Annotated in this window: 24 protein-coding genes and 1 pseudogene; 15 read left to right on the top strand and 10 right to left on the bottom strand. The window is 72.9% G+C overall.

Annotated features, from left to right (window positions below; translation table 11 throughout):
* The first annotated feature begins 5 nt into the window (after positions 1-5).
* The 4 genes from ABD343_RS24005 to ABD343_RS24020 all read left to right on the top strand — a co-directional run bounded on the left by ABD343_RS24005 (position 6) and on the right by ABD343_RS24020 (position 6,804).
* Positions 6-1,379 carry an MFS transporter gene (locus ABD343_RS24005; protein WP_344531388.1) on the top strand — a complete coding sequence of 458 codons (1,374 nt, stop codon included), beginning with the start codon at positions 6-8 and terminating at the stop codon, positions 1,377-1,379.
* Positions 1,376-4,306, top strand: a complete 2,931-nt coding sequence (locus ABD343_RS24010) for an FAD-linked oxidase C-terminal domain-containing protein (RefSeq protein ID WP_344531389.1) — start codon at positions 1,376-1,378, stop codon at positions 4,304-4,306. The genes ABD343_RS24005 and ABD343_RS24010 overlap by 4 nt, the downstream gene beginning before the upstream one ends.
* A 4-nt stretch (positions 4,307-4,310) precedes the next feature.
* Positions 4,311-5,123 carry an SDR family NAD(P)-dependent oxidoreductase gene (locus ABD343_RS24015; RefSeq protein ID WP_344531390.1) on the top strand — a complete coding sequence of 271 codons (813 nt, stop codon included), beginning with the start codon at positions 4,311-4,313 and terminating at the stop codon, positions 5,121-5,123.
* A 160-nt stretch (positions 5,124-5,283) separates the two neighbouring features.
* Positions 5,284-6,804, top strand: a complete 1,521-nt coding sequence (locus tag ABD343_RS24020; RefSeq protein WP_344531391.1) for a DHA2 family efflux MFS transporter permease subunit — start codon at positions 5,284-5,286, stop codon at positions 6,802-6,804.
* 17 nt (positions 6,805-6,821) lie between these two features.
* Here the strand turns inward: ABD343_RS24020 and ABD343_RS24025 are convergent.
* The 4 genes and pseudogenes from ABD343_RS24025 to ABD343_RS24040 all read right to left on the bottom strand — a co-directional run.
* A pseudogene (locus tag ABD343_RS24025) lies at positions 6,822-7,073 on the bottom strand (diaminopimelate decarboxylase); the annotation flags it as partial.
* A gap of 122 nt (positions 7,074-7,195) precedes the next feature.
* Positions 7,196-7,390, bottom strand: coding sequence for an SAV_915 family protein (locus ABD343_RS24030; RefSeq protein ID WP_344531392.1), 195 nt, complete (start codon positions 7,388-7,390; stop codon positions 7,196-7,198).
* A gap of 244 nt (positions 7,391-7,634) precedes the next feature.
* The gene (locus ABD343_RS24035; protein WP_344531393.1) at positions 7,635-8,102 is read right to left on the bottom strand and encodes a hypothetical protein; all 468 of its coding nucleotides are present in this window, start codon (positions 8,100-8,102) and stop codon (positions 7,635-7,637) included.
* A gap of 56 nt (positions 8,103-8,158) precedes the next feature.
* A complete protein-coding gene (locus ABD343_RS24040; RefSeq protein WP_344531394.1) occupies positions 8,159-9,415 on the bottom strand; it encodes a DUF6745 domain-containing protein in 1,257 nt (418 codons plus the stop codon).
* Between the two features lie 206 nt (positions 9,416-9,621).
* On the opposite strand from ABD343_RS24040, the gene ABD343_RS24045 reads away from it, so the two are divergent.
* The 3 genes from ABD343_RS24045 (at position 9,622) to ABD343_RS24055 (ending at position 12,075) form a co-directional block, all read left to right on the top strand.
* Entirely contained in the window at positions 9,622-9,852 is a 231-nt protein-coding gene (locus ABD343_RS24045) for a phosphopantetheine-binding protein (protein ID WP_344531395.1), read from the top strand.
* Positions 9,852-11,126, top strand: a complete 1,275-nt coding sequence (locus tag ABD343_RS24050) for a beta-ketoacyl-[acyl-carrier-protein] synthase family protein (protein ID WP_344531396.1) — start codon at positions 9,852-9,854, stop codon at positions 11,124-11,126. Before ABD343_RS24045 ends, ABD343_RS24050 begins: the two co-directional genes overlap by 1 nt.
* A gap of 70 nt (positions 11,127-11,196) precedes the next feature.
* Positions 11,197-12,075, top strand: coding sequence for an alpha/beta fold hydrolase (locus ABD343_RS24055; RefSeq protein WP_344531397.1), 879 nt, complete (start codon positions 11,197-11,199; stop codon positions 12,073-12,075).
* On the opposite strand, the gene ABD343_RS24060 is transcribed toward ABD343_RS24055, so the two are convergent.
* Positions 12,011-12,502 (bottom strand): hypothetical protein, encoded by a 492-nt coding sequence (locus tag ABD343_RS24060; RefSeq protein WP_344531398.1) that lies wholly within the window; start codon positions 12,500-12,502, stop codon positions 12,011-12,013. The genes ABD343_RS24055 and ABD343_RS24060 overlap by 65 nt on opposite strands.
* Positions 12,503-12,624: 122 nt before the next feature.
* On the opposite strand from ABD343_RS24060, the gene ABD343_RS24065 reads away from it, so the two are divergent.
* Complete coding sequence (locus tag ABD343_RS24065; RefSeq protein ID WP_344531399.1) at positions 12,625-12,870, top strand: hypothetical protein; 246 nt, start codon at positions 12,625-12,627, stop codon at positions 12,868-12,870.
* A gap of 30 nt (positions 12,871-12,900) precedes the next feature.
* Here the strand turns inward: ABD343_RS24065 and ABD343_RS24070 are convergent, their stop codons facing one another.
* Both ABD343_RS24070 and ABD343_RS24075 read right to left on the bottom strand, forming a co-directional pair.
* The gene (locus ABD343_RS24070; RefSeq protein ID WP_425578254.1) at positions 12,901-13,662 is read right to left on the bottom strand and encodes a restriction endonuclease; all 762 of its coding nucleotides are present in this window, start codon (positions 13,660-13,662) and stop codon (positions 12,901-12,903) included.
* A gap of 86 nt (positions 13,663-13,748) precedes the next feature.
* Positions 13,749-15,203 (bottom strand): glyceraldehyde-3-phosphate dehydrogenase, encoded by a 1,455-nt coding sequence (locus tag ABD343_RS24075; protein WP_344531400.1) that lies wholly within the window; start codon positions 15,201-15,203, stop codon positions 13,749-13,751.
* A 399-nt stretch (positions 15,204-15,602) separates the two neighbouring features.
* Here ABD343_RS24075 and ABD343_RS24080 point away from each other — a divergent pair, with 399 nt between their 5' ends.
* The 7 genes from ABD343_RS24080 (at position 15,603) to ABD343_RS24110 (ending at position 19,862) form a co-directional block, all read left to right on the top strand.
* Positions 15,603-16,163, top strand: a complete 561-nt coding sequence (locus ABD343_RS24080) for a hypothetical protein (protein WP_344531401.1) — start codon at positions 15,603-15,605, stop codon at positions 16,161-16,163.
* A 100-nt stretch (positions 16,164-16,263) separates the two neighbouring features.
* A complete protein-coding gene (locus tag ABD343_RS24085; RefSeq protein WP_344531402.1) occupies positions 16,264-16,452 on the top strand; it encodes a hypothetical protein in 189 nt (62 codons plus the stop codon).
* A gap of 411 nt (positions 16,453-16,863) precedes the next feature.
* Positions 16,864-16,995: a hypothetical protein gene (locus tag ABD343_RS24090; protein WP_344531403.1), complete on the top strand. Its 132-nt coding sequence runs from the start codon at positions 16,864-16,866 to the stop codon at positions 16,993-16,995.
* Between the two features lie 36 nt (positions 16,996-17,031).
* Positions 17,032-17,439 (top strand): hypothetical protein, encoded by a 408-nt coding sequence (locus tag ABD343_RS24095; RefSeq protein WP_344531404.1) that lies wholly within the window; start codon positions 17,032-17,034, stop codon positions 17,437-17,439.
* Entirely contained in the window at positions 17,382-17,990 is a 609-nt protein-coding gene (locus tag ABD343_RS24100) for a Shedu anti-phage system protein SduA domain-containing protein (protein WP_344531405.1), read from the top strand. The genes ABD343_RS24095 and ABD343_RS24100 overlap by 58 nt, the downstream gene beginning before the upstream one ends.
* A gap of 434 nt (positions 17,991-18,424) precedes the next feature.
* Positions 18,425-18,865, top strand: a complete 441-nt coding sequence (locus tag ABD343_RS24105) for an STAS domain-containing protein (protein ID WP_344531406.1) — start codon at positions 18,425-18,427, stop codon at positions 18,863-18,865.
* On the top strand, positions 18,858-19,862 hold the full coding sequence (locus tag ABD343_RS24110; protein WP_344531407.1) for an anti-sigma factor RsbA family regulatory protein: 1,005 nt from the start codon (positions 18,858-18,860) through the stop codon (positions 19,860-19,862). The genes ABD343_RS24105 and ABD343_RS24110 overlap by 8 nt, the downstream gene beginning before the upstream one ends.
* Here ABD343_RS24110 and ABD343_RS24115 read toward each other — a convergent pair.
* The 3 genes from ABD343_RS24115 to ABD343_RS24125 all read right to left on the bottom strand — a co-directional run bounded on the left by ABD343_RS24115 (position 19,837) and on the right by ABD343_RS24125 (position 22,484).
* A complete protein-coding gene (locus ABD343_RS24115; protein WP_344531408.1) occupies positions 19,837-20,559 on the bottom strand; it encodes an ANTAR domain-containing protein in 723 nt (240 codons plus the stop codon). The genes ABD343_RS24110 and ABD343_RS24115 overlap by 26 nt on opposite strands.
* A gap of 82 nt (positions 20,560-20,641) precedes the next feature.
* Positions 20,642-21,397: a GAF and ANTAR domain-containing protein gene (locus tag ABD343_RS24120; protein WP_344531409.1), complete on the bottom strand. Its 756-nt coding sequence runs from the start codon at positions 21,395-21,397 to the stop codon at positions 20,642-20,644.
* A 607-nt stretch (positions 21,398-22,004) separates the two neighbouring features.
* On the bottom strand, positions 22,005-22,484 hold the full coding sequence (locus ABD343_RS24125) for a DUF5994 family protein (protein ID WP_344531410.1): 480 nt from the start codon (positions 22,482-22,484) through the stop codon (positions 22,005-22,007).
* Positions 22,485-22,567 lie beyond the last annotated feature (83 nt).

Consider the following 22,567-nt stretch of genomic DNA (forward strand, 5'->3'; position numbering starts at 1 on the left):
CCGCCATGCCCGCACCACCAGCGACACAGAACCCGGCCCCGGCTCCGACCCCCGCCCGTAAGGTCGCCCTCGCGGGAGCCATCGGCACCACCATCGAGTGGTACGACTTCTTCCTCTACGGGACAGCCGCCGGCATCGTCTTCGACAAGCTCTTCTTCCCCGAGTTCGACAGCCTCGTCGGCACCCTCATCGCGTTCTCCGCGTTCGCGATCGGCTTCGTCGCCCGGCCCCTGGGCGGCATCATCTTCGGCCACTTCGGCGACCGCGTCGGCCGTAAGACCGCGCTCGTCACGACCATGTTCCTGATGGGCGCCGGCACCTTCCTCATCGGCGTCCTGCCCACCTACGACTCCATCGGCGTGTGGGCGCCCCTCCTCCTCGTCCTCCTGCGCATCGTGCAGGGCATCGGCATCGGCGGCGAGTGGGGCGGCGCGGTGCTGATGTCCGTGGAGCACGCGCCCGAGGGCCGCAAGGGCTTCTTCGGGAGCTGGCCGCAGATCGGCGTGCCCGCCGGACTCATGCTCGGCACCGGCGTGTTCGCGCTGCTGTCCTCCACGCTCAGCAGCGAGCAGTTCCTCTCCTGGGGCTGGCGCATCGCCTTCCTGCTCAGCGCCGTCCTCGTGCTGATCGGGCTGTGGATCAGGCTCCAGGTCTTCGAGACCCCCGCGTTCACCTCCGTACGGGAAGAGGGCGCCGAGGCCCGTATCCCCGTCGTCGAACTGCTGCGCACCTCCAAGCTGAGCCTGCTGCTCGGCATGGGCACGCGCATGGCCGAGGGCATCGCCTTCAACACCTGGGGCGTCTTCGTCATCGCCTACGCGACGACCGAACTCGACATGCCCCGCACCCACGTCCTGATCGGCGTGATGGTGGCCTCGGCGGTGTGCGTGCCCATGATCCCGCTGTGGGGCCATCTCTCCGACAAGTACGGCCGATTGCGCACCTTCGGCCTCGGCACGGTGCTCTTCGGAGTGGCGGCCTTCCCCGCGTTCGCGCTGTTCAATACCGGCTCGGCGCTGCTGATGGGCGGCGTGCTCGTGGTGACGCTCGGCATCTTCTACGGCGCGATGTACGGCCCACAGGCCGCGCTCTACGCCGAGCTGTTCCCCGCCCACGTCCGCTACAGCGGCGTCTCCTGCGTCTACCAGATCTCCGGCGTCGTCGCGTCCGGCATCACCCCGCTCGTCCTCACCGCGCTGCTCAAGGCGGGCGGCGGCAGCCCGTGGCTGCTGACGCTGTACGTCGTGGGGATGTCGGCGGTCAGCCTGGTCTCGGTGGTCCTCATCGCGGTACTGCGCCCCGCGGAACGGGCGGCGCAGGCGCGGCCCGCTCCCCCGAGGACCGTCGGGGACGCCGCGCCCGCGGAGGTGGCCCCGTGACCGGCGATCTCACCGCGGCCCTGCGGCGCGCGGGGGTGGGCGATCTGGACGACTCCGGCCTCGCCCGCTCCCTCTACGCCTCCGACGCCTCGCTCTACCGGGTCCGCCCCCGCGCCGTCGTCCGCCCCCGGGACGCCGACGAGATCGCCGCCGTACGGGAGGTGTGCGCGGAGCACGGAGTGCCGGTCACGATGCGCGGCGCCGGCACCTCCCTCGCGGGCAACGCCGTCGGCCCCGGCGTCGTCCTCGACACCAGCCGCCATCTGCGCCGGATACGCGAGCTGGACCCCGAGGCCCGTACGGCGCTGGTCGAACCCGGCGTCGTGCAGGCCGACCTCCAGCGCGCCGCGGCCCCGCACGGACTGCGCTTCGGCCCCGATCCCTCCACCCACAACCGGGCGACCCTCGGCGGGATGATCGGCAACAACGCCTGCGGCTCCCGCGCCCTCGGCTACGGCCGCACCAGCGACAACGTCCTCGGCCTCGACGTCCTCGCCGGGACCGGCGAGCGGCTGCGCCTCGGCGACGTGCCGGGCCGCACCGCGGACCCGCCCCTCCTGCACCGGCTGCGCGACCTCGCGGACGCCGAACTGGCGCTCCTCCGCACCGAGCTGGGCCGCTTCCCCCGGCAGGTGTCCGGCTACTCGCTCGAACACCTGCTGCCGGAGCGCGGCTTCGACGTGCCGCGCGCCCTCGTCGGCAGCGAGGGCACCCTCGCGCTCACCCTCGCCGCGCGCGTCCGGCTCGTACGGGACGCGCCCGCCAGGCTCCTCGTCGTCCTCGGCTATCCGACGATGGCCGAGGCGGCGGACGCCGTGCCCGCGCTCCTCCCGCACTCCCCCGTGGCGTGCGAGGGCCTGGACGCGCGGATCACCGACACCGTGCGCGCCCGCAAGGGCCCGGGCGCCGTGCCCGCACTGCCGCGCGGCGGCGGCTGGCTGCTGGTCGAGCTGGCGGGGGACGACGGGCCGTCGCTGCCGGCCGCCGCCCGCCGCCTCACCGCCGACGCGGGCGCGCTCGACGCCCGTACGGTCACCGACCCGGCGCAGGCGGCGGCCCTGTGGAAGATCCGCGAGGACGGCGCGGGCCTCGTCGCCCGTACGCCCACCGGGGAGCCCGCGCACGCCGGATGGGAGGACGCGGCGGTGCCGCCCGACCGGCTCGGCGCCTACCTGCGGGAGTTCGAGGAGCTGCTGTCCGCGCACGGGCTGACGGGCACGCCGTACGGGCACTTCGGCGACGGTTGCGTGCACGTACGGATCGACTTCCCGCTGCGCGAACGCCCCTCCGCCTTCCGGGACTTCCTCCTGGAGGCGGCCGGTCTCGTAGCCCGGCACGGCGGCTCGCTCTCCGGCGAGCACGGGGACGGGCGGGCGCGCGGCGAGCTGCTGCCGCTGATGTACTCGCCGAAGGCCCTCTCGCTCTTCGAGCGCGTCAAAGGCGTCCTCGACCCCGACGACCTGCTCAACCCGGGCGTGATCGTCCGCCCCGACCCGGTGGACGGGACACTGCGCGCCGCGCACGCCCCGCCGCTGACCCGCCGCGAACTCCCCACGCTCGCCCTCGCCCACCGGCACGACGGCGGCGACCTCTCGCGCGCCGTCCACCGCTGCACGGGCGTCGGCAAGTGCCGCGTCGGCACGGCCCATACGGGCGACGCGGCGGTGATGTGCCCGAGCTTCCAGGCCACGCGCGACGAGAAGGACTCCACGCGCGGTCGGGCCCGCGTCCTCCAGGACGTGGTCTCCGGCGCGCTCGGCCCCGACGGCTGGCGCTCCGAGGCGCTGCACGACGCGCTCGACCTGTGCCTCGCCTGCAAGGGCTGCGCCTCCGACTGCCCTACGGGCGTGGACATGGCCACGTACAAGGCGGAGGCCCTGCACCAGCGCTACCGCCACCGCCTCCGCCCCCGCGCCCACTACGCGCTGGGCCTCCTCCCCCGCTGGACCCGGCTCGCCGGACGGCTGCCCGGCGGCCGTGCGCTGGCCAACGCCGTACTGCGCTCGCGCGCCCTGCGCCCGCTGCTGGCGTGGGGCGCGGGCATCGACGGGCGGCGCGACCTGCCCGCGTTCGCCCGCCAAAGCTTCCGCCGCCGGTTCGCCCGCCATGTCTCCCCGCCGGGGCGGCACGGGGACGTGGTCCTCTTCGTCGACACGTTCACCGACGCGTTCGCCCCGGAGACCGGCATCGCGGCCGTCGCGGTCCTGGAGGACGCGGGCTACCGCGTGACGGTCACCGAACGCCCCGTCTGCTGCGGCCTCACCTGGATCTCCACGGGCCAGTTGGACGGCGCCCGCCGCCAGATCCGCCGGACGGTACGCGCCCTGGCCCCGCACGTACGGGCGGGCGCCACGGTCGTCGGCCTGGAACCCTCCTGCACGGGCGTGCTGCGCACGGACGCGGCGGAACTGCTGGGCGGCGCGAAGGCGGACGGCGGGGAAGCGGACGGAGGAGAAGCGGACAGCGGGGATACGGACGGAGGGGAGGCGGGCGGCACGGATGCGGACGCCGCCGAGACCGTCGCCGCCGCCACCCGCACGCTCGCCGAACTCCTCACCCGTACCCCCGGCTGGGAGCCGCCCGACCTGACCGGCACCGCCGCCGTCGCACAGCCCCACTGCCACCACCACGCGGTGCTCGGCTGGGACGCGGACGCCGCGCTGCTGCGCGGGGCCGGCGCCGAGGTGCGGCGGCTCGGCGGCTGCTGCGGCCTCGCGGGCAACTTCGGGGTCGAGCGCGGCCACCACGAGGTCTCCGTCGCCGTCGCCGAGCAGCGGCTCCTGCCCGCCGTCCGCGAGGCGGCACCGGACACCACGGTCCTCGCCGACGGCTTCAGTTGCCGCACCCAGCTCGCCGCGCTGAGCGACCGCCGGGGCATCCACCTGGCACAACTCCTGGCGCGCGCCCGGGGGCTGCCCGGAGGATGACCCGATGACGATGCGATTCGAGGGACACCGGGTTCTGCTCACCGGCGCGGGACGGGGCATCGGCGAGGCCACGGCCCGCCGCTTCGCCGCCGAGGGCGCCGCCGTCCTGGTCACCGACCGCGAGCCGGAACGCGCGGACCGCGTGGCCGCCGCGATCCGCCAGGAGGGCGGCACCGCCGAGGCGTACGGCTGCGACGTCACCGACGACGTGGCCGTCCGGGAAGCCGTCACGCGCGCGGCGGAGACCTACGGCGGCCTGGACACCCTGGTGAACAACGCCTACTCCTGCCACCCCGACCCCGCCCCGTTCGAGGACCTGGACAGCGCCCTGTGGTACCAGGACATCGACGTCACCCTGCACGGCGCGGCCCACTGCGCCCGCGCCGCGCTGCCGCACCTCGCGGCGGCGGGGCGCACGGGCCGGGGCGCCGCGATCGTCAACGTCGGCTCGGTCAACGCCGAGCGGCACTTCGGCGACCACGCCTACAGCGCCGCGAAGGCCGCCCTCGCCTCCCTCACCCGTACACTCGCCGTCTCCTGCGCGCCCCGCGGCGTCCGCGTCAACCTCGTCGAACCCGGCACCGTCCGCACCCCCGCCTGGACCGACAGGGCGGAGGCCCTCGACCGCGTCGCCGCGCACTACCCCCTGGGCCGCGTGGGCGAGCCGACGGACATCGCCGCCGCCATCGCGTTCCTGGCCTCCCCGGACGCCGCCTGGATCACGGGCGTCACCCTCCCGGTCGACGGCGGCCTCCTCGTCAGCAACCTGGGCATGAACGAGGCGATGCGGGCCGGAACCGGGCTGAGCAGGGGCTGAGCAGGGGCTGCCGCTTGCTGTGCGTCGCAGACCGCGGGCGCGTCGTGGCTGGCCGCGCAGTTCCCCGCGCCCCTTCGGGGCGCACCCTTGCTCCTCCTCTGCGCTTGCCCACCACGCCGGGCAACGGGAAATCGGGCCCGACAGCGCTTAGAGTCCCGGCATGACGGGCGATCAGCACAAGAACGGAAACGGAGCAGGCTCGGTAGTGCTGGCGTCCCGCAAGGGGCGGTGGGTGCTGAGCGCATCCGTGCTCGCCTCCGGCATGGCCCTGCTGGACGGCACGATCGTGAACATCGCGCTGCCCCGCCTCGGCCGCGACCTGGGCGCCACGCTCGACGTCCTCCAGTGGACCGTCAACGCGTACATGCTGACCCTCACCGGCCTCATCCTCCTCGGCGGCGGGCTCGGCGACCGCTACGGGCGGCGCCGGGTCTTCCTCGTCGGCGTCGTGTGGTTCGCGCTCGCCTCCGCGCTGTGCGGGGTCGCGCCGAACAGCGAGGTCCTGATCGCCGCGCGGGCCCTCCAGGGCGTGGGCGGGGCGCTGCTGACGCCGGGGTCGCTGGCGCTGGTGCAGTCGACGTTCCGGCAGCAGGACCGGGCCAAGGCCGTCGGCGCCTGGTCGGGCCTCGGCGGGGTCGCGGGCGCCATCGGCCCGTTCCTCGGGGGCTGGCTCGTGGACGGGCCCGGCTGGCGCTGGATCTTCCTCATCAACCTGCCGCTCGCGGCGGCCGTCGTCCTCGTCGCACTGCGGCACGTGCCGGAGAGCCGCGACCCGGAGGCCACCGGCGACTTCGACACGCTCGGCGCGACGCTCGCCGCGCTGGGCCTCGCGGGCGTCACCTACGCGCTGATCGCCGCGTCCGGACACGAACCCGCCACCGCGGTCGTGGTGTCGGCGGTGCTCGGCCTGGCCTGCGGCGCGCTCTTCGTCCAGGTCGAGCGGCGCCGCGCGCACCCGATGCTGCCGCTGGGCATCTTCTCGGTCCGGCTGTTCTCGGCGGTCAACGTCGTGACGCTGTTCCTGTACGCCGCGATCGGCGGCGTCTTCTTCATCCTCCCCGTCCAGCTCCAGACCGCCGCGGGCTACAGCGCCTTCCAGGCGGGGGTCTCCACGCTGCCGATCACCGTGCTGATGCTCGTCCTCTCCGCGCCCGCCGGTGCCCTGGCCCAGCGCGTCGGGCCCCGCCTCCCGCTGACGCTGGGCCCCCTGATCACGGCCGCCGGGCTCGTCCTGCTGCGCCGTACGGGGCCGGACTCGACGTCGTACGTCGCGGACGTGCTGCCCGCCGTGGTGATCCAGGGCCTCGGCATGAGCCTCTTCGTCGCGCCGCTCACCGCCACGGTCCTCGCCTCGCTCGACGTCTCCCGCTCCGGCATCGCCAGCGGCGTCAACAACGCGGCGGCCCGCGCTGCCCAGCTCCTCATCGTCGCCGTCCTGCCCCTGGCCGTCGGGCTCTCCGCGCACGACTACACCTCGCCGGGCGCCGTCGACCACGCCTTCGGCTCCGCGATGCTGCTGTGCGCGGCGCTGTGCGTGGTCTCCGCGGCGCTGGCCTGGTTCCTGGTCCCCACGTCGGCCCTCGAACCCACCCCGGACCACGAGGTCGCCCACCCGGAGTGCCACACGAACCTCGGCGTCTCGGCCCCGCCCCTGGAACCGGGCGAGGACACGGGCCGCTGAGCCCCCGGCGCGGACCCTCACCCCACGTCGCGCCGCCGGAAGTCGGCCAGGGTCTCGCGGCGTACGAGGGTGCGCGCGTGGCCGTCACGTACGGCGACAACCGGCGGGCGGCCGACGAGGTTGTACGCGGAGGCCATCGACAGGTGGTACGCCCCGGCCACGGGCACGGCCAGCAGATCACCGGCCCGTACGTCCGAGGGCAGCGCGGCCTCCTCCGCCAGCACGTCCCCCGCCTCGCAGTGCCGCCCGACGACGGTGGCGGGCACGGGCGGACCGGCCGCACGGCGGCCGACGGCGGTGGACCCCGGCCACACGGCCAGCTCGTCCCGGCCGTCCGGTCCGTTCCGGCCGCCCGGCCGGGCCCCGCGCCGTACGGCCAGGGGCGGCGCGCTCATCGCACACCGCCCCGCGCGACCGGGTCGACCGTCAGGCCGACTCCGCCCAGCGGTTCGGCCAGTGCCCGCAGCGCCGCCTCGGACAGCCGGACGAACGACTGCCCGCCGCCCAGGACGGCCGTCAGCCGCCCCTCGGACGTGAACCCCACGGCCGTACGCCCGCCCCACGGCGTGCGGAACAGCCGCGCCACGCATCCCGTCCTGCCCGACCGGACCGGAACGAACAGCGGCCCGGCCGGGCCCCGTTCGGCAGGCTCCGAGTCCTCACCACGGCAGCACTCACCCATGTCGTACGCTCCTTCGATATTCCGGAAGAACACACCGAAGCTATGCCCGCTCCACCCCCTCGGCCCCGCCTCCTGACGGGACACTGACGTGAACGGGGAGCGCGTTGACGCGCCGCTGGCACGCCCGGCGCGTACGACTGGGGGCGGGTCAGTCCTGGATCATCCGGTTCCCCGCCGTCCAGCGCCCGTTCCCCACGCCCCGCTCCCGCTGGCGCCGGACGACGTACCGCCCCGGGGCGATGCCCGACGCCCCGTGTTCGGGGTGGATCAAGTACGCGACCGCCGTGGCCTCGAACATGCCGAGGGTCAGCCCCGTCAGGTCGTGGACGGTCGTGGTCCAGCGGCAGGTGCCGGGGTCGGCGACGAGCGCGTGCGGATTGCCGCCCCCGGCGCCGCGGAGCAGCTCGACGCCGCCGGGCGGCACCTCGGTCCAGCGGACGTAGCGCGACTCCCGTACGTTGTCCAGGAGTTCGGCGGGGACGACGATCAGGTCGCCCTGCGCCTGGAGCCCGGCCACCACGGGGACGGTGACCTCGCGCTCCAGATGGGCGAGGACGTCGCGGCCGGTGCGCTCGGCGAGTTCACCGAGAGTGGTCGTGGTCGTGGTCGTGGTCATGCGGCATCACCTCTGGGTGTGAGAAGGGGAGAAGGGAAGGCGGCGGGAGGGGGTGCTCATGTGCGGCGGACGAGCCCGGCGTACGCGCGCCCGCTCAGCCCGTACGACCAGCCCGCCGCCGCCACCGGATCGTCGAAGTACGGCGGCACGCTCAGCCCGTACCGGCGCCGCCGCCCGTCCGGCTCGACCGAGCCGTTGACCGCGAGGAGGACCCGCGCGGGGGTGCCCTGGACCTGCCGGGGCACGTGGTAGAGGCGCAGTTCGGAGCCGGGGTTGCCGGGGTCGGGCGCGGCGGATACGAGAACGAGCCCCGCCCGCCGTACGTAGGTCTCCCAGCCGATGCGTTCGATCGCGCAGCGCCGCACCTCGACATTGGTCTCGGCGTGGACGCGCTCGACGGTCGGATCGGTGACGACCCACTCCGGGACGGGCGTGCCGTGCAGCGCGTGGACGGCGGTGCCGTCCGGGAACCGCACCGCGGGCCCGTCGTCCCGGTGCGGCCGCAGCTCGCCGTGCCGGGCGTACGGCAGCGGCTCGGTCCGTACGTCCACCGGCCGTTCGGCCAGGAGGCACCGCCGCTCGGACGGCCACCACCAGCCGGCCGACCGGGCCAGCGCGGCCCACAGGTCGAGCTGCCGCTCGTCACGCGGCCGGTAGGAGAGGAGCCCGGTCCGCCGCCGGATGTCGTACGGCCCGATCCAGGCGGAGTCCTGCTGCCCGTACCAGGTGAGGCCGATCACGGGACCCGCGTCCCCGAGGAGCGCGGTCCGCATCGGCCCGCACAGCGCGTCGCGCAGCGTGGTCTCCAGCGATTCGCGGACGACGGTGTCGATATACGTCTCCAGGGTCACGCCCGCCTCGCGGGCCGCCTCCGGGTCGCCGCCGGAGTCCAGCGCCCGCGCGGCCTCCCGCACGGGGCTGCCGCTCCACAGCCGGGGGTGCCCGTCGGTCCACCGGTCGAGCCGGGCCCGCAGTCCGGACATCAGGGAGGCCAGCCGCCCCGCGACGGTCGGCCGGTCCCACCCGTCGCTCAGCCGCCAGGCCGCGCCGTCGGCCGTACGTCCCCCGGCGAGCAACTCGCGTGCGGCGGCGGGGGAATCGACCCACTCGCAGGTGGGCGGCGGGGCGCCGATGAACCGGTAGAGCTCCGCCACGGCGTCCTCGGCGCGCTGCCGGTCGGCGGGGAGGGCGGCCAGGCCGTGGCCCAGCCACTCGTCGCGCAGGGCGCGGACCCGCCGGAGCCGTTCGGGAGAGGGGAAGGAATGAAGTGATGCGTCGGTGCCCCGGCTTCCGGGGCGCGTCGCTCCGCTCATCGCTGGATGGCGGAGTCCGCCTTTCGCGTCGTCATGGCGCCGAGGATGACACCCGACACCCCATCCTCGCAAGCACGTTCGTCCTCGCCCCGTTCCCCTTTCACTCCCGGGTGGCCGGGCGGTGAATTCACGCCACGCCCGTGACTCGCGCCGCGTACGCGGCGTTGTACGCCTGTGTTAAGCCCGGTGGAGGGGTGTGGAGACTGATGGATGTAGCGACGCACGTAGGCGAGGTGCTGTCCAGTAATTTCGGCATCGACACGCGTTCGGTGCCCGAGGACACGCCGCTGTTGCAACTGCGGCTCGACTCGCTGGCCTTGGAAGAGCTGAGAGTGCTGCTGGAGGAACGTTACGGCGTCGATCTGGAGGACATCGAGCTGTCCTCCCGCAACACGTACGGCCAACTCCTCGCGGCCGTACGCCGGAGGACGACCTGATGGCCGGCTCCGACGGGTCCCGGGCCCGGACCTCCCCGGCCCGGACCCGGGCCGACGATGTCGCGGTGACCGGCCTCGGGCTCGTCAGCGCGGCGGGCATCGGCGCCGAGGAGACCTGGCAACGGGTGACGACCACGACGTCCCCGTCCCACGTCGGCCCGCACGAGAACCTGCGCGACCTGCCCTGCGACTTCGCGTACACCGTCGCCGGGCTCGACATCGACCGGTGGATGGACGTCGCCGCCTCCCGGGTGCTGGCGCCCTTCGCGCGCTTCGCGGTCGTCGCGGCGCACCAGGCCGTCACGGACGCCGGGCTCGACCCGGAGGCCTGGGAGGGCGGGCGCGTCGCCGTCGTCATCGGCTCCTCGCACGGCGGGATCACGTACCACGACGAGCAGCAGCGCGTGCTGGCCGAGCGCGGCCCCCGCCGCGTGGCCCCGTCGATGGCCTCGGCCATCACCGTCAACAGCGCGGCGGGCGCCGTCTGCCGCGCCCTCGGCGCCACGGGCCCGGGCCTCGGGATCTCGACGGCCTGCGCCTCGGGCACCGACGCGATCGGCACCGGGCTGCAGTTGCTGCGCGCCGGGGTCTGCGACGTGGCCGTCGTCGGCGGGGCCGAGGCGCCCTGCTCGCGACCGCTGATCGCCAGCGGCTGCCAGATGCGGGCGATGAGCAGGCGCCGCGACGAACCGGCGGCGGCGATGCGCCCGTTCGACGCCGACCGCGACGGCTTCGTCGTCGGCGAGGGCGCCGGGCTGCTCGTCCTGGAACGCGGCGACCACGCGCGCGCCCGCGGCGCCGCCCCCCGCGCCTGGCTGCGCGGATACGCCGCGACGAACGACGCCCACTCCCCCGTCGCCCCGTCCCCCGAGGGCGAGGGCCTGGAGCAGGCGCTGCGCTCCGCGCTGCGCGCGGCGGATGTCGCCCCGGCCGAGGTCGGGCACGTCAACGCCCACGGGACGTCCACGGTGCTCAACGACACGATCGAGTCGGCCGTGCTGCACCGCGTGTGCGGCGAGGGGCCGCTCGTGACCTCCACCAAGGCGATGACCGGCCACACGCTGGGCGCGAGCGGCGGCATCGAGACCGCCCTCACCGTGCTCGCGCTCCAGCACCGGAGCGTGCCGCCGACCGTCAATCTGGAGGCCCTGGACCCGCGGATCGCCGTGGAGGTGGTCGCCAAGGAGGCCCGTCCGGCGCGTCTGGAGTGCGCCGTGAAGACGTCCTCGGGCTTCGGCGGCCACAACGCCGCCCTGGTCCTCACCACGGCCTGACCGCTCCCCCGCTCCCCCTCTCCTTCTTCGCCCGTCCCCCCTCGCCGACCGGACTCACGTTGGGAACCCCATGCCAGAGGAAGTGCTCCGCCGTCTGAACATCGACGGCCTGTCCTACTCCTACCGGCTGCTGCCCAACTCCCGGCCGTCGACCGAGGCGGTACTGATCGTCGGCGGCGTACGCCAGGGCATGTACGGCTGGCCGCAGATGGAGCACCGGCTCTGCCCCGAGGCCACCGTGATCACCGCCGACCTCCCGGGCATGGGCGCCTCCGACACCCTGCGGGACGAGCACGACAGCTCGCTGCTGTGCGGCGCGATCGACCAGATCATCGACGACGTGGCCGCCCTGGGAGCGGCCGACCGCGTCAACGTCTTCGGCTACTCCTACGGCGCCGCGCTCCTGTTCACCTGCGCGCAGCGCCGCCCCGAGCGCGTCGCCCGGCTCATGCTCGGCGGCGTCCCCACGGACTTCAGCGACGCGCAGCTCGCGTACTGGCAGGACGCGGCGGACGTCCTCCGGGCCGGGCGCCACGAGGAGTTCGTCACCATGGCCACCGAGGGCATGCTGTGCATGGACCCGCGCCGCCATGTCCACCGCCGCGACCTGGCGTACCGCTACGTCCGCCGCACCCTCCTCAGCAACATCAACAGCGCCTCCGAGATCTACCGCGCCCTGGAGGAGCGCCTCCCCCTCGCGGGCGGCCTCACCGGCGTCCCCACCCTGGTCTTCTGCGGCGAGCACGACACCCTCACCTCCACCGCCTCCCAGCGACGCTTCGCCTCGACCATCGCCGACAGCACGTTCGTGTCCGTCCCCGACGCCGACCACTGGGTCGTGCTGGAACGCGCCGACGTCGTCGCGGACCTCGCCCACGGCTTCTTCACCTCCCACCAGGAGAACGTCCTCCCCCTCGCGCCCCCGGTCCCGCTCCCGGCCCAGCGCTGAGCGGGGACGCGGCCGCGCGGCTCGCCGGCAGGAGAGTCCGCAGCATCCCGGCCCCCGCCGCCACGGCCACGGCGTGCACCGCCACGGCCGCCACCGGCTCCTCCGGCAGCTCCAGCCCGACCGGCACGCCGAGCGCCACCAGCGCGGTGACCGGCAGCTCCCAGCCGCTCCACGCGAACAGCGAGCCCGACCCGAGGCACCCCAGCACGAACACCGCCCAGCGCGGCACCCGCCGGGGACGTCCCCGTACGAGCGCCCGTACGGCCGCGGCGCCCGCCAGCGCCCAGCAGCCGTTGCCCGCGCCCATCCCGACGAAGCTCGCCTGGAGGAGCCAGGCCTCCCAGCCGCTCTCGTGCGAGACCTGGTGCGATGCGAGGCCTGGTGCGAGGCCCGCGTGAGGCGTCCAGCACGGCGCTGAGCAGCGCATACGGCAGGACCGGGACGAGGAACCCGGCCCCCGTCCAGGCGCCGAGGACCACCAGCGGGGCCGGAATCCGGTTCCCCCACGGCCGTACGAGCGCGAGGGCCAGCGCGATGCCGGTGCCCGCCATGCCGATCGTCACGGCGTTGAGGAGCACCCACCCCGCCGTGCCGGACCCGGCCCCGGCGGGGGCCGATCCGAGCGGGGCGCCGGCCACCCACATCACCTTGATCACCGGATACGGGGTCAGCGCGAGCGCGGCCCCGTACGCCGCCCACCGCCCCGCCCGGTCCCAGAAGTCCACCCGGGGTTCCCTCCGTTCGTCGGGGATCCCGGCCTCGGACGGCGCGCTTCCGGACGCGTCCACCCCCTGAACCCGCCTCCGCCGCGCGGCGGAGGCGGGTTCAGGGGCGCCGGTAAGTGTTCCGCAGGCGTCGGCGGTGGGCGCGGTCGCCCTGGCCCGCGCCGTTGAGGGGCAGCAGGGCGGGCAGGGGCGTGCCGTTGCTCCACTGGCCCAGGAGGTCGCGGTGGACGGCCAGCACTCGCTGCTGGACGGCGTAGTCGAGCGCGGCCCGGCTGAACGCGCAGGTGGCCACGAAGACGGCGACGTCCGCCCTGTGGTGCAGCCAGGCCGTGCCGACGAACTTCTGCATGTCGCCGCTCGGCACGTACCGGTGCGGGGCGTAGTGCTTGCACTGGACGACGAGCCGCCGCCCGTCGGGCATCCTGGCCGTCACATCGGCGCCCAGGTCCCCCGCGCCGCCGGTGACCTCGACGTCCGTACAGCCGTCACGGCGGCACAGGCCCGCGACGTACCGCTCGAACTCCTGCCAGCTCATGGCGTCGACGTCGGCGAGCGAACGCTGCCGCGCGGGGATCGCGGCTCCGCGGCGTACGCCGAGGGGCGGGAGCCGTCCCGTGCGGGGGAGCCGTCCCGTACGCGGGAGCCGTCCCGTACGCGGGAGCCGCCCCGTACGCCGGAGCCACACCGCCGCCGGGAGGACGACGCCGAACACGGCGACGAGGGACAGCAGAACCGGCCAGAGCCAGGACCGGTCGGCCACCGCCAGGAACACGGCGAGCCCCCAGAAGCCCAGGTAGGCGTCCCGCCTCCGCCGCCGCGCGGCAGGGCCGGAACGGCGTCGCCGTGTGCGCTTCTTCGCCACCGCGCCCTCCCCCTCTCCCCCGGCCCCCCTTCATTCTGGGGGCGTTGGGGAGAGAGCAGAAGGGCGCGGGAGGCGGCGTCCGGAGGTCAGCTCAGCGGCGCGGGGTACGTCGGGTACTCGGCGCCGGAGACGTGCTGGACGACGCGGATGACCTGGCACGAGTAGCCGAACTCGTTGTCGTACCAGAGGTAGAGGATCGCGTTGTCGCCCTCGACCTTGGTCGCGCCGGCGTCGACGATCGAGGCGTGGCGCGAGCCGATGAAGTCGTTGGAGACCGCGTCGGGGGCGCTGGTGAAGTCGATCTGGCGCTTGAGCGGGGAGGTCAGCGAGACCTCGCGCAGATGGTCGAGGACCTCCTCGCGGCTGGTCTCCCGGGAGAGCTGGAGGTTGAGGATCGCAATCGAGACGTCCGGCACGGGGACGCGGATCGAGCTGCCGGTGATCTTCGCCTTGAGGTCGGGCAGCGCCTTGGCGACGGCGGAGGCGGCACCGGTCTCGGTGATCACCATGTTGAGCGGCGCCGAACGGCCGCGACGCTCCGACTTGTGGTAATTGTCCAGCAGGTTCTGATCGTTCGTGAACGAGTGGACGGTCTCGACGTGGCCCCGCTCCACCCCGAACTCGTCGGCCATCGCCTTCAGCGGCGGCACGATCGCGTTGGTGGTGCAGGACGCGCAGGAGATGATGCGCTCGTCCGGCTTGATCATGTCGTGGTTCACGCCGTGCACGACGTTCGGCACGTCCCCCTTGCCCGGGGCCGTCAGGACGACCTTGTCGACGCCGGGGCGCAGGTGCTGCGAGAGGCCCTCGCGGTCGCGCCACTTGCCGGTGTTGTCGATGAGGACGGCGTCCTGGATGCCGTACGCGGTGTAGTCCAGCTCCGAGGGGTCGTCGGCGTAGATCACCTTGATCTCGTTGCCGTTCGCGACGATCGTGCTGTTCGCCTCGTCGACGGTGATCGTGCCCTGGAACTGGCCGTGGATCGAGTCCCGGCGCAGCAGCGAGGCCCGCTTGACCAGATCCCCGGCGGCGCGCTCGCCGCCGCCGCGCACGACGATGGCGCGCAGCCGCAGCCCGTTCCCGGACCCGGCCTTCTCGATCAGCAGCCGGGCCAGGAGCCGTCCGATACGGCCGAAGCCGTACAGCACGACGTCCCGCGACCTGCGGCACTCGATCTTGTTCGCCCCCGTCGCCCCGGCGACGGCCTCCGCGGTGAAGGCCTCGACCGAGAGCCCGCGGTCGTCCGTCCTGTACGTCGCGGCGAGCATGCCGATGTCGATCTGGGAGGGCCCGAGGTCGAGCGCGGTGAGCGCCTCCAGGAACGGGAGGGTCTCGGTGACCGAGAGCTCCTCCCCGGCTATCTGCCGGGCGAACCGGTGCGTCTTGAGGATGCTGACCACCGACTTGTTCACCAAGGAGCGGCTGTGCAGCAGGACGGTCACGTCCCGCTCACGGTGCAGCTTCCCGATGATCGGGATCATCGACTCCGCGATCTCCTCGCGGATCTTCCAGTTGGTGAACACGTCGTCATTGACAGCCACAGAGATCTATCTTTCGAGCTAGGCGGTGCTCACATGTTAACCCGCCCCACTCACGCCTTCGGCGGCCCCCGCTGTGACATGGAGCATGCGCGCGCGGCGACACGAGGCATACGCGCGCGGCGACATGGCGCGTGCGCGTGCCGTGACGTGGCGCGTGCGCGTGCCGTGACATGAGGCATGCGCGACGGGACCCGGCCGCGAAGCGGACAGGCCGGACCAGATGGGGACGCACCCGCGAATAGACGCGCGAATTTCCCCCGGCCGGAGAATTCCCTTTCAGCCCATTTCTCGGGACGAAACCGCCGGCGAACGCGATCCAACGCCTCGGTAAGGTGAACGCCGAAAGAACAGCGCACCGGCAGATGCGCGAACAGAAATACCGCCAAAAGGACAGCGCACATGAAACTGAATAAGCTTCGGATATCCTCGGCAGCCGCCAAAAGGGCCCTCTCGGTCGCGCTCGTGGGCGCGGCGGTGGCCGGCGTCTCGGCGGTCACCACGTCCCCGGCGTCCGCGCTGAGCTGGAAGTGCAACTCCAGTACCCGCACGATCGACGACGCGGGCTACTCCGGCCCCTGGGGCGACAACTGGGACTTCACGGTGAAGAACTGCGTGGCCCGTTCCGGCGGTTACGTCTACGCCAAGGCCAAGGTGAGCTGGGACGCCCCGCCGTGGTATTCCGGCACGGACCTCTCCGAGACCTTCGACAGCGCTTACTTCCGCCTCTACCTCAAGCACGCGGACGGCGGCGCCGACACGGTGCTGGGCAAGAAGACGTTCTCCATCCGGGACAACCTGGCGAAGATGAACGGCTCCGGAAACGGCTCCTGGACCACGTCCACGGCGAAGAAGTACGTCGGCAACAAGAGCGCGTACGCCGACGGCGCGCTGAAGCTCAACTGGGACGAGGACGGCAAGGGCCTCCGCCACTACAGCTTCCAGGGCTCGGGCTCGCGCTGACCCGCGGCGCGCGGCTTGCGGCTTGCGGCTTGCGGCTTGCGGCTTGCGGAAGGGGGGTCCGGCGAAGCGGCGCCGGGCACGTACCTGGGGCGTGTTCCCGTTGACCGGCGAACAGCACGAGGACCACCCGGACAAGCCCCCGGACAACACGCTCGTCCTGATCGACAACCGCGGCGAGATCGTTACGGACCCCCGGAAAACCGCCGAACAAGTCGAATCCTTCACCCGCACCACACCGGGCGTGGCGTCCTGCCGGGTGGGGTCTTTGCCGGTGGAGGAGGAGTCCTGACGGGGCATCACCACGGCCGTCATCAGGCCTCAGGGGGCGCGAGGGGAAGCGGCTCGCTGTACGGCCACGTGAACGTACGGTCGGGTTCGAGTCGGGCTTGACCCCAGTGAATCGCGTGGATGCCATTTTCCGGATCAGCGGTGAGGTGCACGACGTGGGCGCGCGCCAGTTGCACCGGTATCGCCCTGGTGAGCGCGCCTGCCTGGCGCCCGAACCGCTCGACGGCCCACGCTGAGGCCGAAGGGATGAGATCGCCGCTTCCCGACACGAGTTCCCCCTCACCGAGATGCCCCGCCCACCTACGTGTGTGACACACCGACGGCAGGCCCACAAGGGCGCAAGCGGGTCGCACGAGACGACGCGGGTCTCACCAAGTCCGTTCCGTGAGTGCCCACTTCTGAGGTGACCCGCATGACGAACTTCCGCTCCAGCTTCACGCTCAGGCACATGGTCGGCGAGGCTCAGAAACTCACCGAGCACGCGAGCGTACGGGAACGCATCGACGCGGTGCTGCGCCTCATGGGCGGCATCGGCGGGGACTAGGGAAAGGGCCGGCCTCTGGTCAACGCGTTGGAGGACGTGGCCCAAGAACCGACCCTTCACGGAGACTTCGACCTGGCCCGGCGCTTCCAGCACTTCGCCTCGTACGCCGAAGGAGAGCTGTTCCTGGAGATCCTGGAGCACTACTACGACGAGGAGGCACGGGAGCGCAGCGAAGAAGGCATGCGGAGAACGATCGCCATGGGTGCCGATCGCGCGGTCGCGGCCCTGGACGTCCTGTGCCGGGACAACCCCGACGCGACCGCCGCCGGTGCCCGTGACCTGTTCCGCGGCATCGCCCGCTCCGCGGATTACCTGGGGCTCGGGAAAGGCACGGGGGAATCCAACTGTCCACTCGGGAGGCGCGACGGCTCCAGCGGTACGGGCACATGGAAATCGTGCTCCGTGACCTTCCCCGCCCCGCCTCCGCCGAGACGGCACGGATGATGAACGATGTCCTGGCCGGCGTGGACGCGGAACTGCTGGCCCAATCGCTCGAACTCCGGACCAGACAAGCCGGACTCGCGGCCCTGCGAGCCGCACAGGCCGACCCGGACAGCTCCGAGAGCACGCTCCATTCCTGCCTCAAGAACCAGGAATGGATCTTCGGAGCATACGTGGCAGAGCTGGCCCGCCGTCAGTACACCCCGGACACCATCCTCGACATCCCCCTGTTGCGCGGCGACGGTTCTCTGCACGTCGTGGAACTCAAGCGCGGCAACATCAAGAACCTGGTCATCCGGCTCCACGGTCACCTCATGCTGGGCGCCCCGGTGCATCACGCCGTTTCCCAGACGCAGAACTATCTCAGAACCATGGACGAGAACCGCGGGAGCATCCTCACCACCCATGGCGTCGACACCCGCCGCGCCTCGGCAACGGTCGTCATCGGCCATCCGCGCTACGTGACCGACGGCATCACACCACAGGAGATCGCGGAGACCCTGCGGACGTACAACACTCACGCGGCAAAGCCACCTGGCCGGCCTCCTGCCTAGCCGCCTCCCACCACCTCCGCCACGGCCACTCATGACCCGCCCAACGACCGTGGCCGTGTCCTCCTCAACGGAGCAGGACACGGCCCACGACCCAGGTGCGACCGGACCGAGTTGGTCGGCCGAGCCGGCGGCCGGGCCAACGGTGTTCGGGTTCGGACGAGCGGTGTCCTCTGTGCGGCGTCGGGTAGGCGTACGGTTGAAGGGAATCCGTGAATGCCCTCACTGATGCGAGCACTCTCCGCGCTGTCGGCGTTCGGCGGTCCCGTCGTAGGGAGGCGTCATGCCGCCAGCGGAAACGAGTCCGGCCCCGTGCGGCCGTTCGACAGCCACGTTGCGCGGAAGCCCCAGCGTCCCGGCGTTCCCGGATGTCCGGCATGGGCACCGTTCGAGGCCCTGCGGGGCTCTTCGCGGAACGAGCAGGGAAGAGGACGCTCGTGTCCGCCTACGACGGGCCCGCCCTCTACGCAGACGCGCTGCTGCAGGTCTGGCGCTCCGACGACGCGCGCGGCCTGCGTCTGGTCGGCCAGGTGGACCTGACCAACCAGGCAGCGGTCCTGGGCCACTTGCTCGATCTCCTTGACCGGCAGAAGGCCGACCGGTCGTGTTCCGACGCGCCCGCCGCGGACCTGACGGCGGATCCGGCCGTGGACCTGACGGCGGATCCGGCCGTGGACCTGACGGTGGATCTGACCGAGGTGACCTTTCTGAGCTTCGCCGCGCTGCACACCCTGGTGGCCTTCGCCGAGGTGCTGGACCCCGGCCGGCGCCTGGTGCTGCTCGCCCGGGACCTCGCGATCGCGGAAATGCTGGCCGCCTGCGGCTGGGACCGGCCCGAGGTGCCACTGACCCTCCTGGAGGAGACTCCCGATGACTGACCCGCGCGTGCCGCCCCCGCCAGGGGCGCCGTCCCACGCGCACCACCTGATGCTCTACGGAAGCGACACGGAATTCCTGGAAGCCGCCATGCCCTTCGCGCGCGACGGGCTGGCCCTCGACGAACCGGTGTTCGTCGCCACGACCCGGCACAACTCCGCACTCATCCGCCGACACCTGGGACCACGCGCCAACGGGATCGCGTTCGCCGACGACGACTGGTACCACAGCCCCGCACAGGCGCTGCTGGCCTACCACGACAAGGCCCGCCACACACCGGGCCGTTCGCGGGTGCTGGGAGAGCTGCCCTGGGACGGGCTCACACACGGTCAGGTCCGGGAGTGGACGCGCTACGAAGCGCTGCTGACACTGGCTCTGGCCGCGACAGGCGCCTGGCATCTGTGCCCGTACGACACCCGGGCGCTGCCCTCCGGACTGGTGCGCTCCGCGCAGCTCACGCACCCCACGCTCACCAGCGGGGCGAAGCACCGGGCGAATCCCGCCCACGTCGCGCCCGAGAAGTTCAGCGCCGCCTGCGACACGGCGGCCCTGGACGAACCGCCCGACCGATGCGAGGAGTTCGCCTTCGCGGGGCCCGACGAACTCGCGGCGATGCGGAGGTTCGTCGCCCGTCACGCCCGCCGCGCCGGGCTCTCCTCCGCGCGTGGGGAGAACCTTCTGATCTGCGTGGACGAGGCGGCGGCGAACGCGATCCGGCACGGCGGCGGCGCCGGGCACTGCCGGATCTGGTCCACGCCCGCTGCCCTGTTCTGCGAGATCGCCGACCCCGAGGGGACCTTGAGCACCGCCTTGGCCGGCTACCTGCCGCCCGGTACCGCTTCGCTCGACGGCCGCGGCCTGTGGATCATCAGGCAGCTCAGCGACGCCGCCGACATGCGCACCACCAAGGACGGCACGCTGATCCGGATCCGCATGGCCCGCACCGTGCCGACCGGCCCCGGCGTCCGCGGGATCAAGGCTGGGGGCAGAGGTCGGTGAGGGGCTCGGCCTCGTTGATGAACGCGGTGGCCAGGTCGGTCAGCCGACGGTTGTGGGAACGGGCGTAGCCGCGCAGCAGGGTGAACGCCTCCTGCATGCTCAGTCCGTAGCGCTCGGCGAGTTTGCCCTTGGCCTGCTCGATGACCACGCGGGTGTCGAGGGCCTGCTCCAGTTGCCTGTTGAGCAGGTCCTGGTCCTCGATGACGCGCTTTTGCAGGAGGCTGATGGTCGCGACATCGGCGAGCGCCTGGGCGATCGCGGTGACCTGCGGGTCCAGGGCCCGGGTGGTGGTGTGGAAGAGGTTGAGGGCGCCGATGGTCCTCTCGCGCAGCCGCATCGGAAGGGCCTGGACGGCGGCGAAGCCGCGGCTCCGGGCGTCCTCGGCGAAGCGCGGCCAGCGCTCGGGCGCCAGGTCCAGGTCGGTGACGGTGACCGCCTGCCCGGTGCGGTAGCAGGTCAGGCAGGGGCCCTTGTCGTTCTGCACCTGGAGCAGTTCGATCAGGCGTACGTCGTCGCTGGAGGCGGCCAGTACGCGCAGCACCCCGTCCCGGTCGGCCAGCAGCACCCCCGCCGCGGCGACCTCCAGCGTGCCCACGCAACGGTCCGTGAGCCGGGACAGGAAGTCGATCAGGTCGAAGTCGTCGACCAGGCTGTCGGCCAGCTCTACGAACGCCGGAGCCAGGTTCCGTTCATCCATGCTGTTCACCTTCGCTCCTGGGGGGACTGCGCGGGCGCCGCGCGGAGAACGCGCGCGAGCGGGGGCGGGCAGGGCACCGTTGTCACTCTCCTTCGGGGACGCGCACGGTGCCGTCCGGATCGAATCGCAGTCGGCGCGTCACCACCTCGACGGCGATGTCCGCGACCTTCTGCGACTGGGCGTAGGCGTACGCACGCAGCCGTACGGCCGCTTCCTCGGGGCCCACCCCCATCTGCTCGGTGAGCATGCCGACGGCCTGGTCGATCTCCGCCCGGTACTGGTCGTAGCCCAGCGCGTGCTCCATCGCACCGGGGTCGGGCTGCTGGACGAAGCCGACACTGGGCGAGGCCAGGACCAGCAGCGTGGCGGCGGTGTCCGCGAAGGCCAGCGCGTCGGCGAGCACGTCGCCCTCCAGCGTGCCGGGGCGGGCCGCGTACATGTCCAGCACCCCCGGTGCGCCCCGCCCGGTGCCCAGCGGCAGCGCGAACAGCGCGCGGGCTCCCGTGGCGTGGGCGGCCGGGGCGAAGGCCGGCCATCGTGCGTGCAACTCCTGATCGGCCAGGTCGTCGGACAGCACGGGACGCCCGGAGTTCAAGGCGTCCACGCACGGGCCCTCGCCCAGCGTGAGCTGAAGCTCTTCCAGTTCGTCGCTGATCCGGTCAGTGGTGTGCAGAATGTGTCGCAGGGCCGGGGTGGACATCGCCGAGATACCGACTCCGTCCACGGGCAGCGCCTCCACCGCGGCGGCGCACACGTCCCGGACGTCCACCTGCCCGCCACGGCGCCTGGCCTGCAGAGCGACCAGTTCCAGGACCCGCAGCGCGCGAGAGTCAGGCATGACGGGCGGCTGAGGTGTGAGGGGAGGGGCAGCACATGCGTCTTCTCCGTCCAGCGGCAAGGGAGGCCGCGACGGAGCCCGAGGTTCGAACAGCGGGGACTTGACCATCAGCCCTGATCCCACGAGGCAGCCCTGTCCTTGAACCCTACAGCGCCGGGCCTCCCAGGGCAGCCGGTGCCGACGTGCACTGCCGAATTCCCGGTTCCGTATCCGGGCGGCCCGAAGGTGCATAAATGCGCTTACCGCGGAAAGTTGAAAAGTACGGTAACCCGCTGTCGGCGTCGGACACGGCGCGGTCGGCCGCCCCCGGATGGCTCGGCGACGGCCGCCCTACGGCCCGGGCGCGCAACCCCCCTCACGCGACCCGGGCCACCCCGGCCCTTCCCACCCGAGGTTGTGGGGGAAGGGAAATGCCAAGGAGCCGCTCACCCGTCACGGAAAGGAACGGGCCCTGGCACCGGGGTCATCCCCTCGCGCTCCCCGCACACGCGGGGCGCGCCGCTCGCCAGGGTCTGGAGCGAACTGTCACTCGCAGCGTACGGCTGACAGCACAGCGCGGCAACGGCGCCTCGGTACGGCCGCCGCCTCCGGCAACCGGGGCGCGGGTTCAGGCGGCACCGGAACCGGTACCGGTGTCGATGAGGATCTGCTCGGCCCGTGTGACGTTGTCGACGCGCACGGCTTCGGCCATCGCGGCGCGGGCCGCGTCCGGTGGGGTGTGCGGCGGGACCACCAGGAGGGAGAAGAGGTCGCGGTCGCCCCGGGTGATGAGCACGGTGTCGTCACCGGCCGGGAAGGAGTCGATGTGGACGAGGCGGCCGTCGATGGTCATCCTCGTCGGCAGTTCGTCCCATGCGGCGGCGTCGAGACCGACGCGCGAGATCGCCCCGAGATACCTGGTCAGAGCGGTGATCAGAGCGGGAAGCTCGGCGGCGATGTCGCGGGAACGCGGCCACCACGCCCCGTCGAGCATCCCTTGCCGGTCCTTCCTCGTCTCCAGGCGTACGACAGCCGTCCCCGGTCTGACCGCCTGGTGTACGGCGTCGGGGAGGAGCCGGGTCACGTGCGGCGCGTCGGGTTCAGGCATCGTGCTCGCCTGTCTGTGAGGGGGGGGACGGATAACGGGAGGTCCTGGCTCCACCGTACTACCGGCGTCCGACGGCCGGGGAA

This window comes from Streptomyces albiaxialis (genome assembly GCF_039530985.1).
GTDB lineage: Bacteria > Actinomycetota > Actinomycetes > Streptomycetales > Streptomycetaceae > Streptomyces > Streptomyces albiaxialis.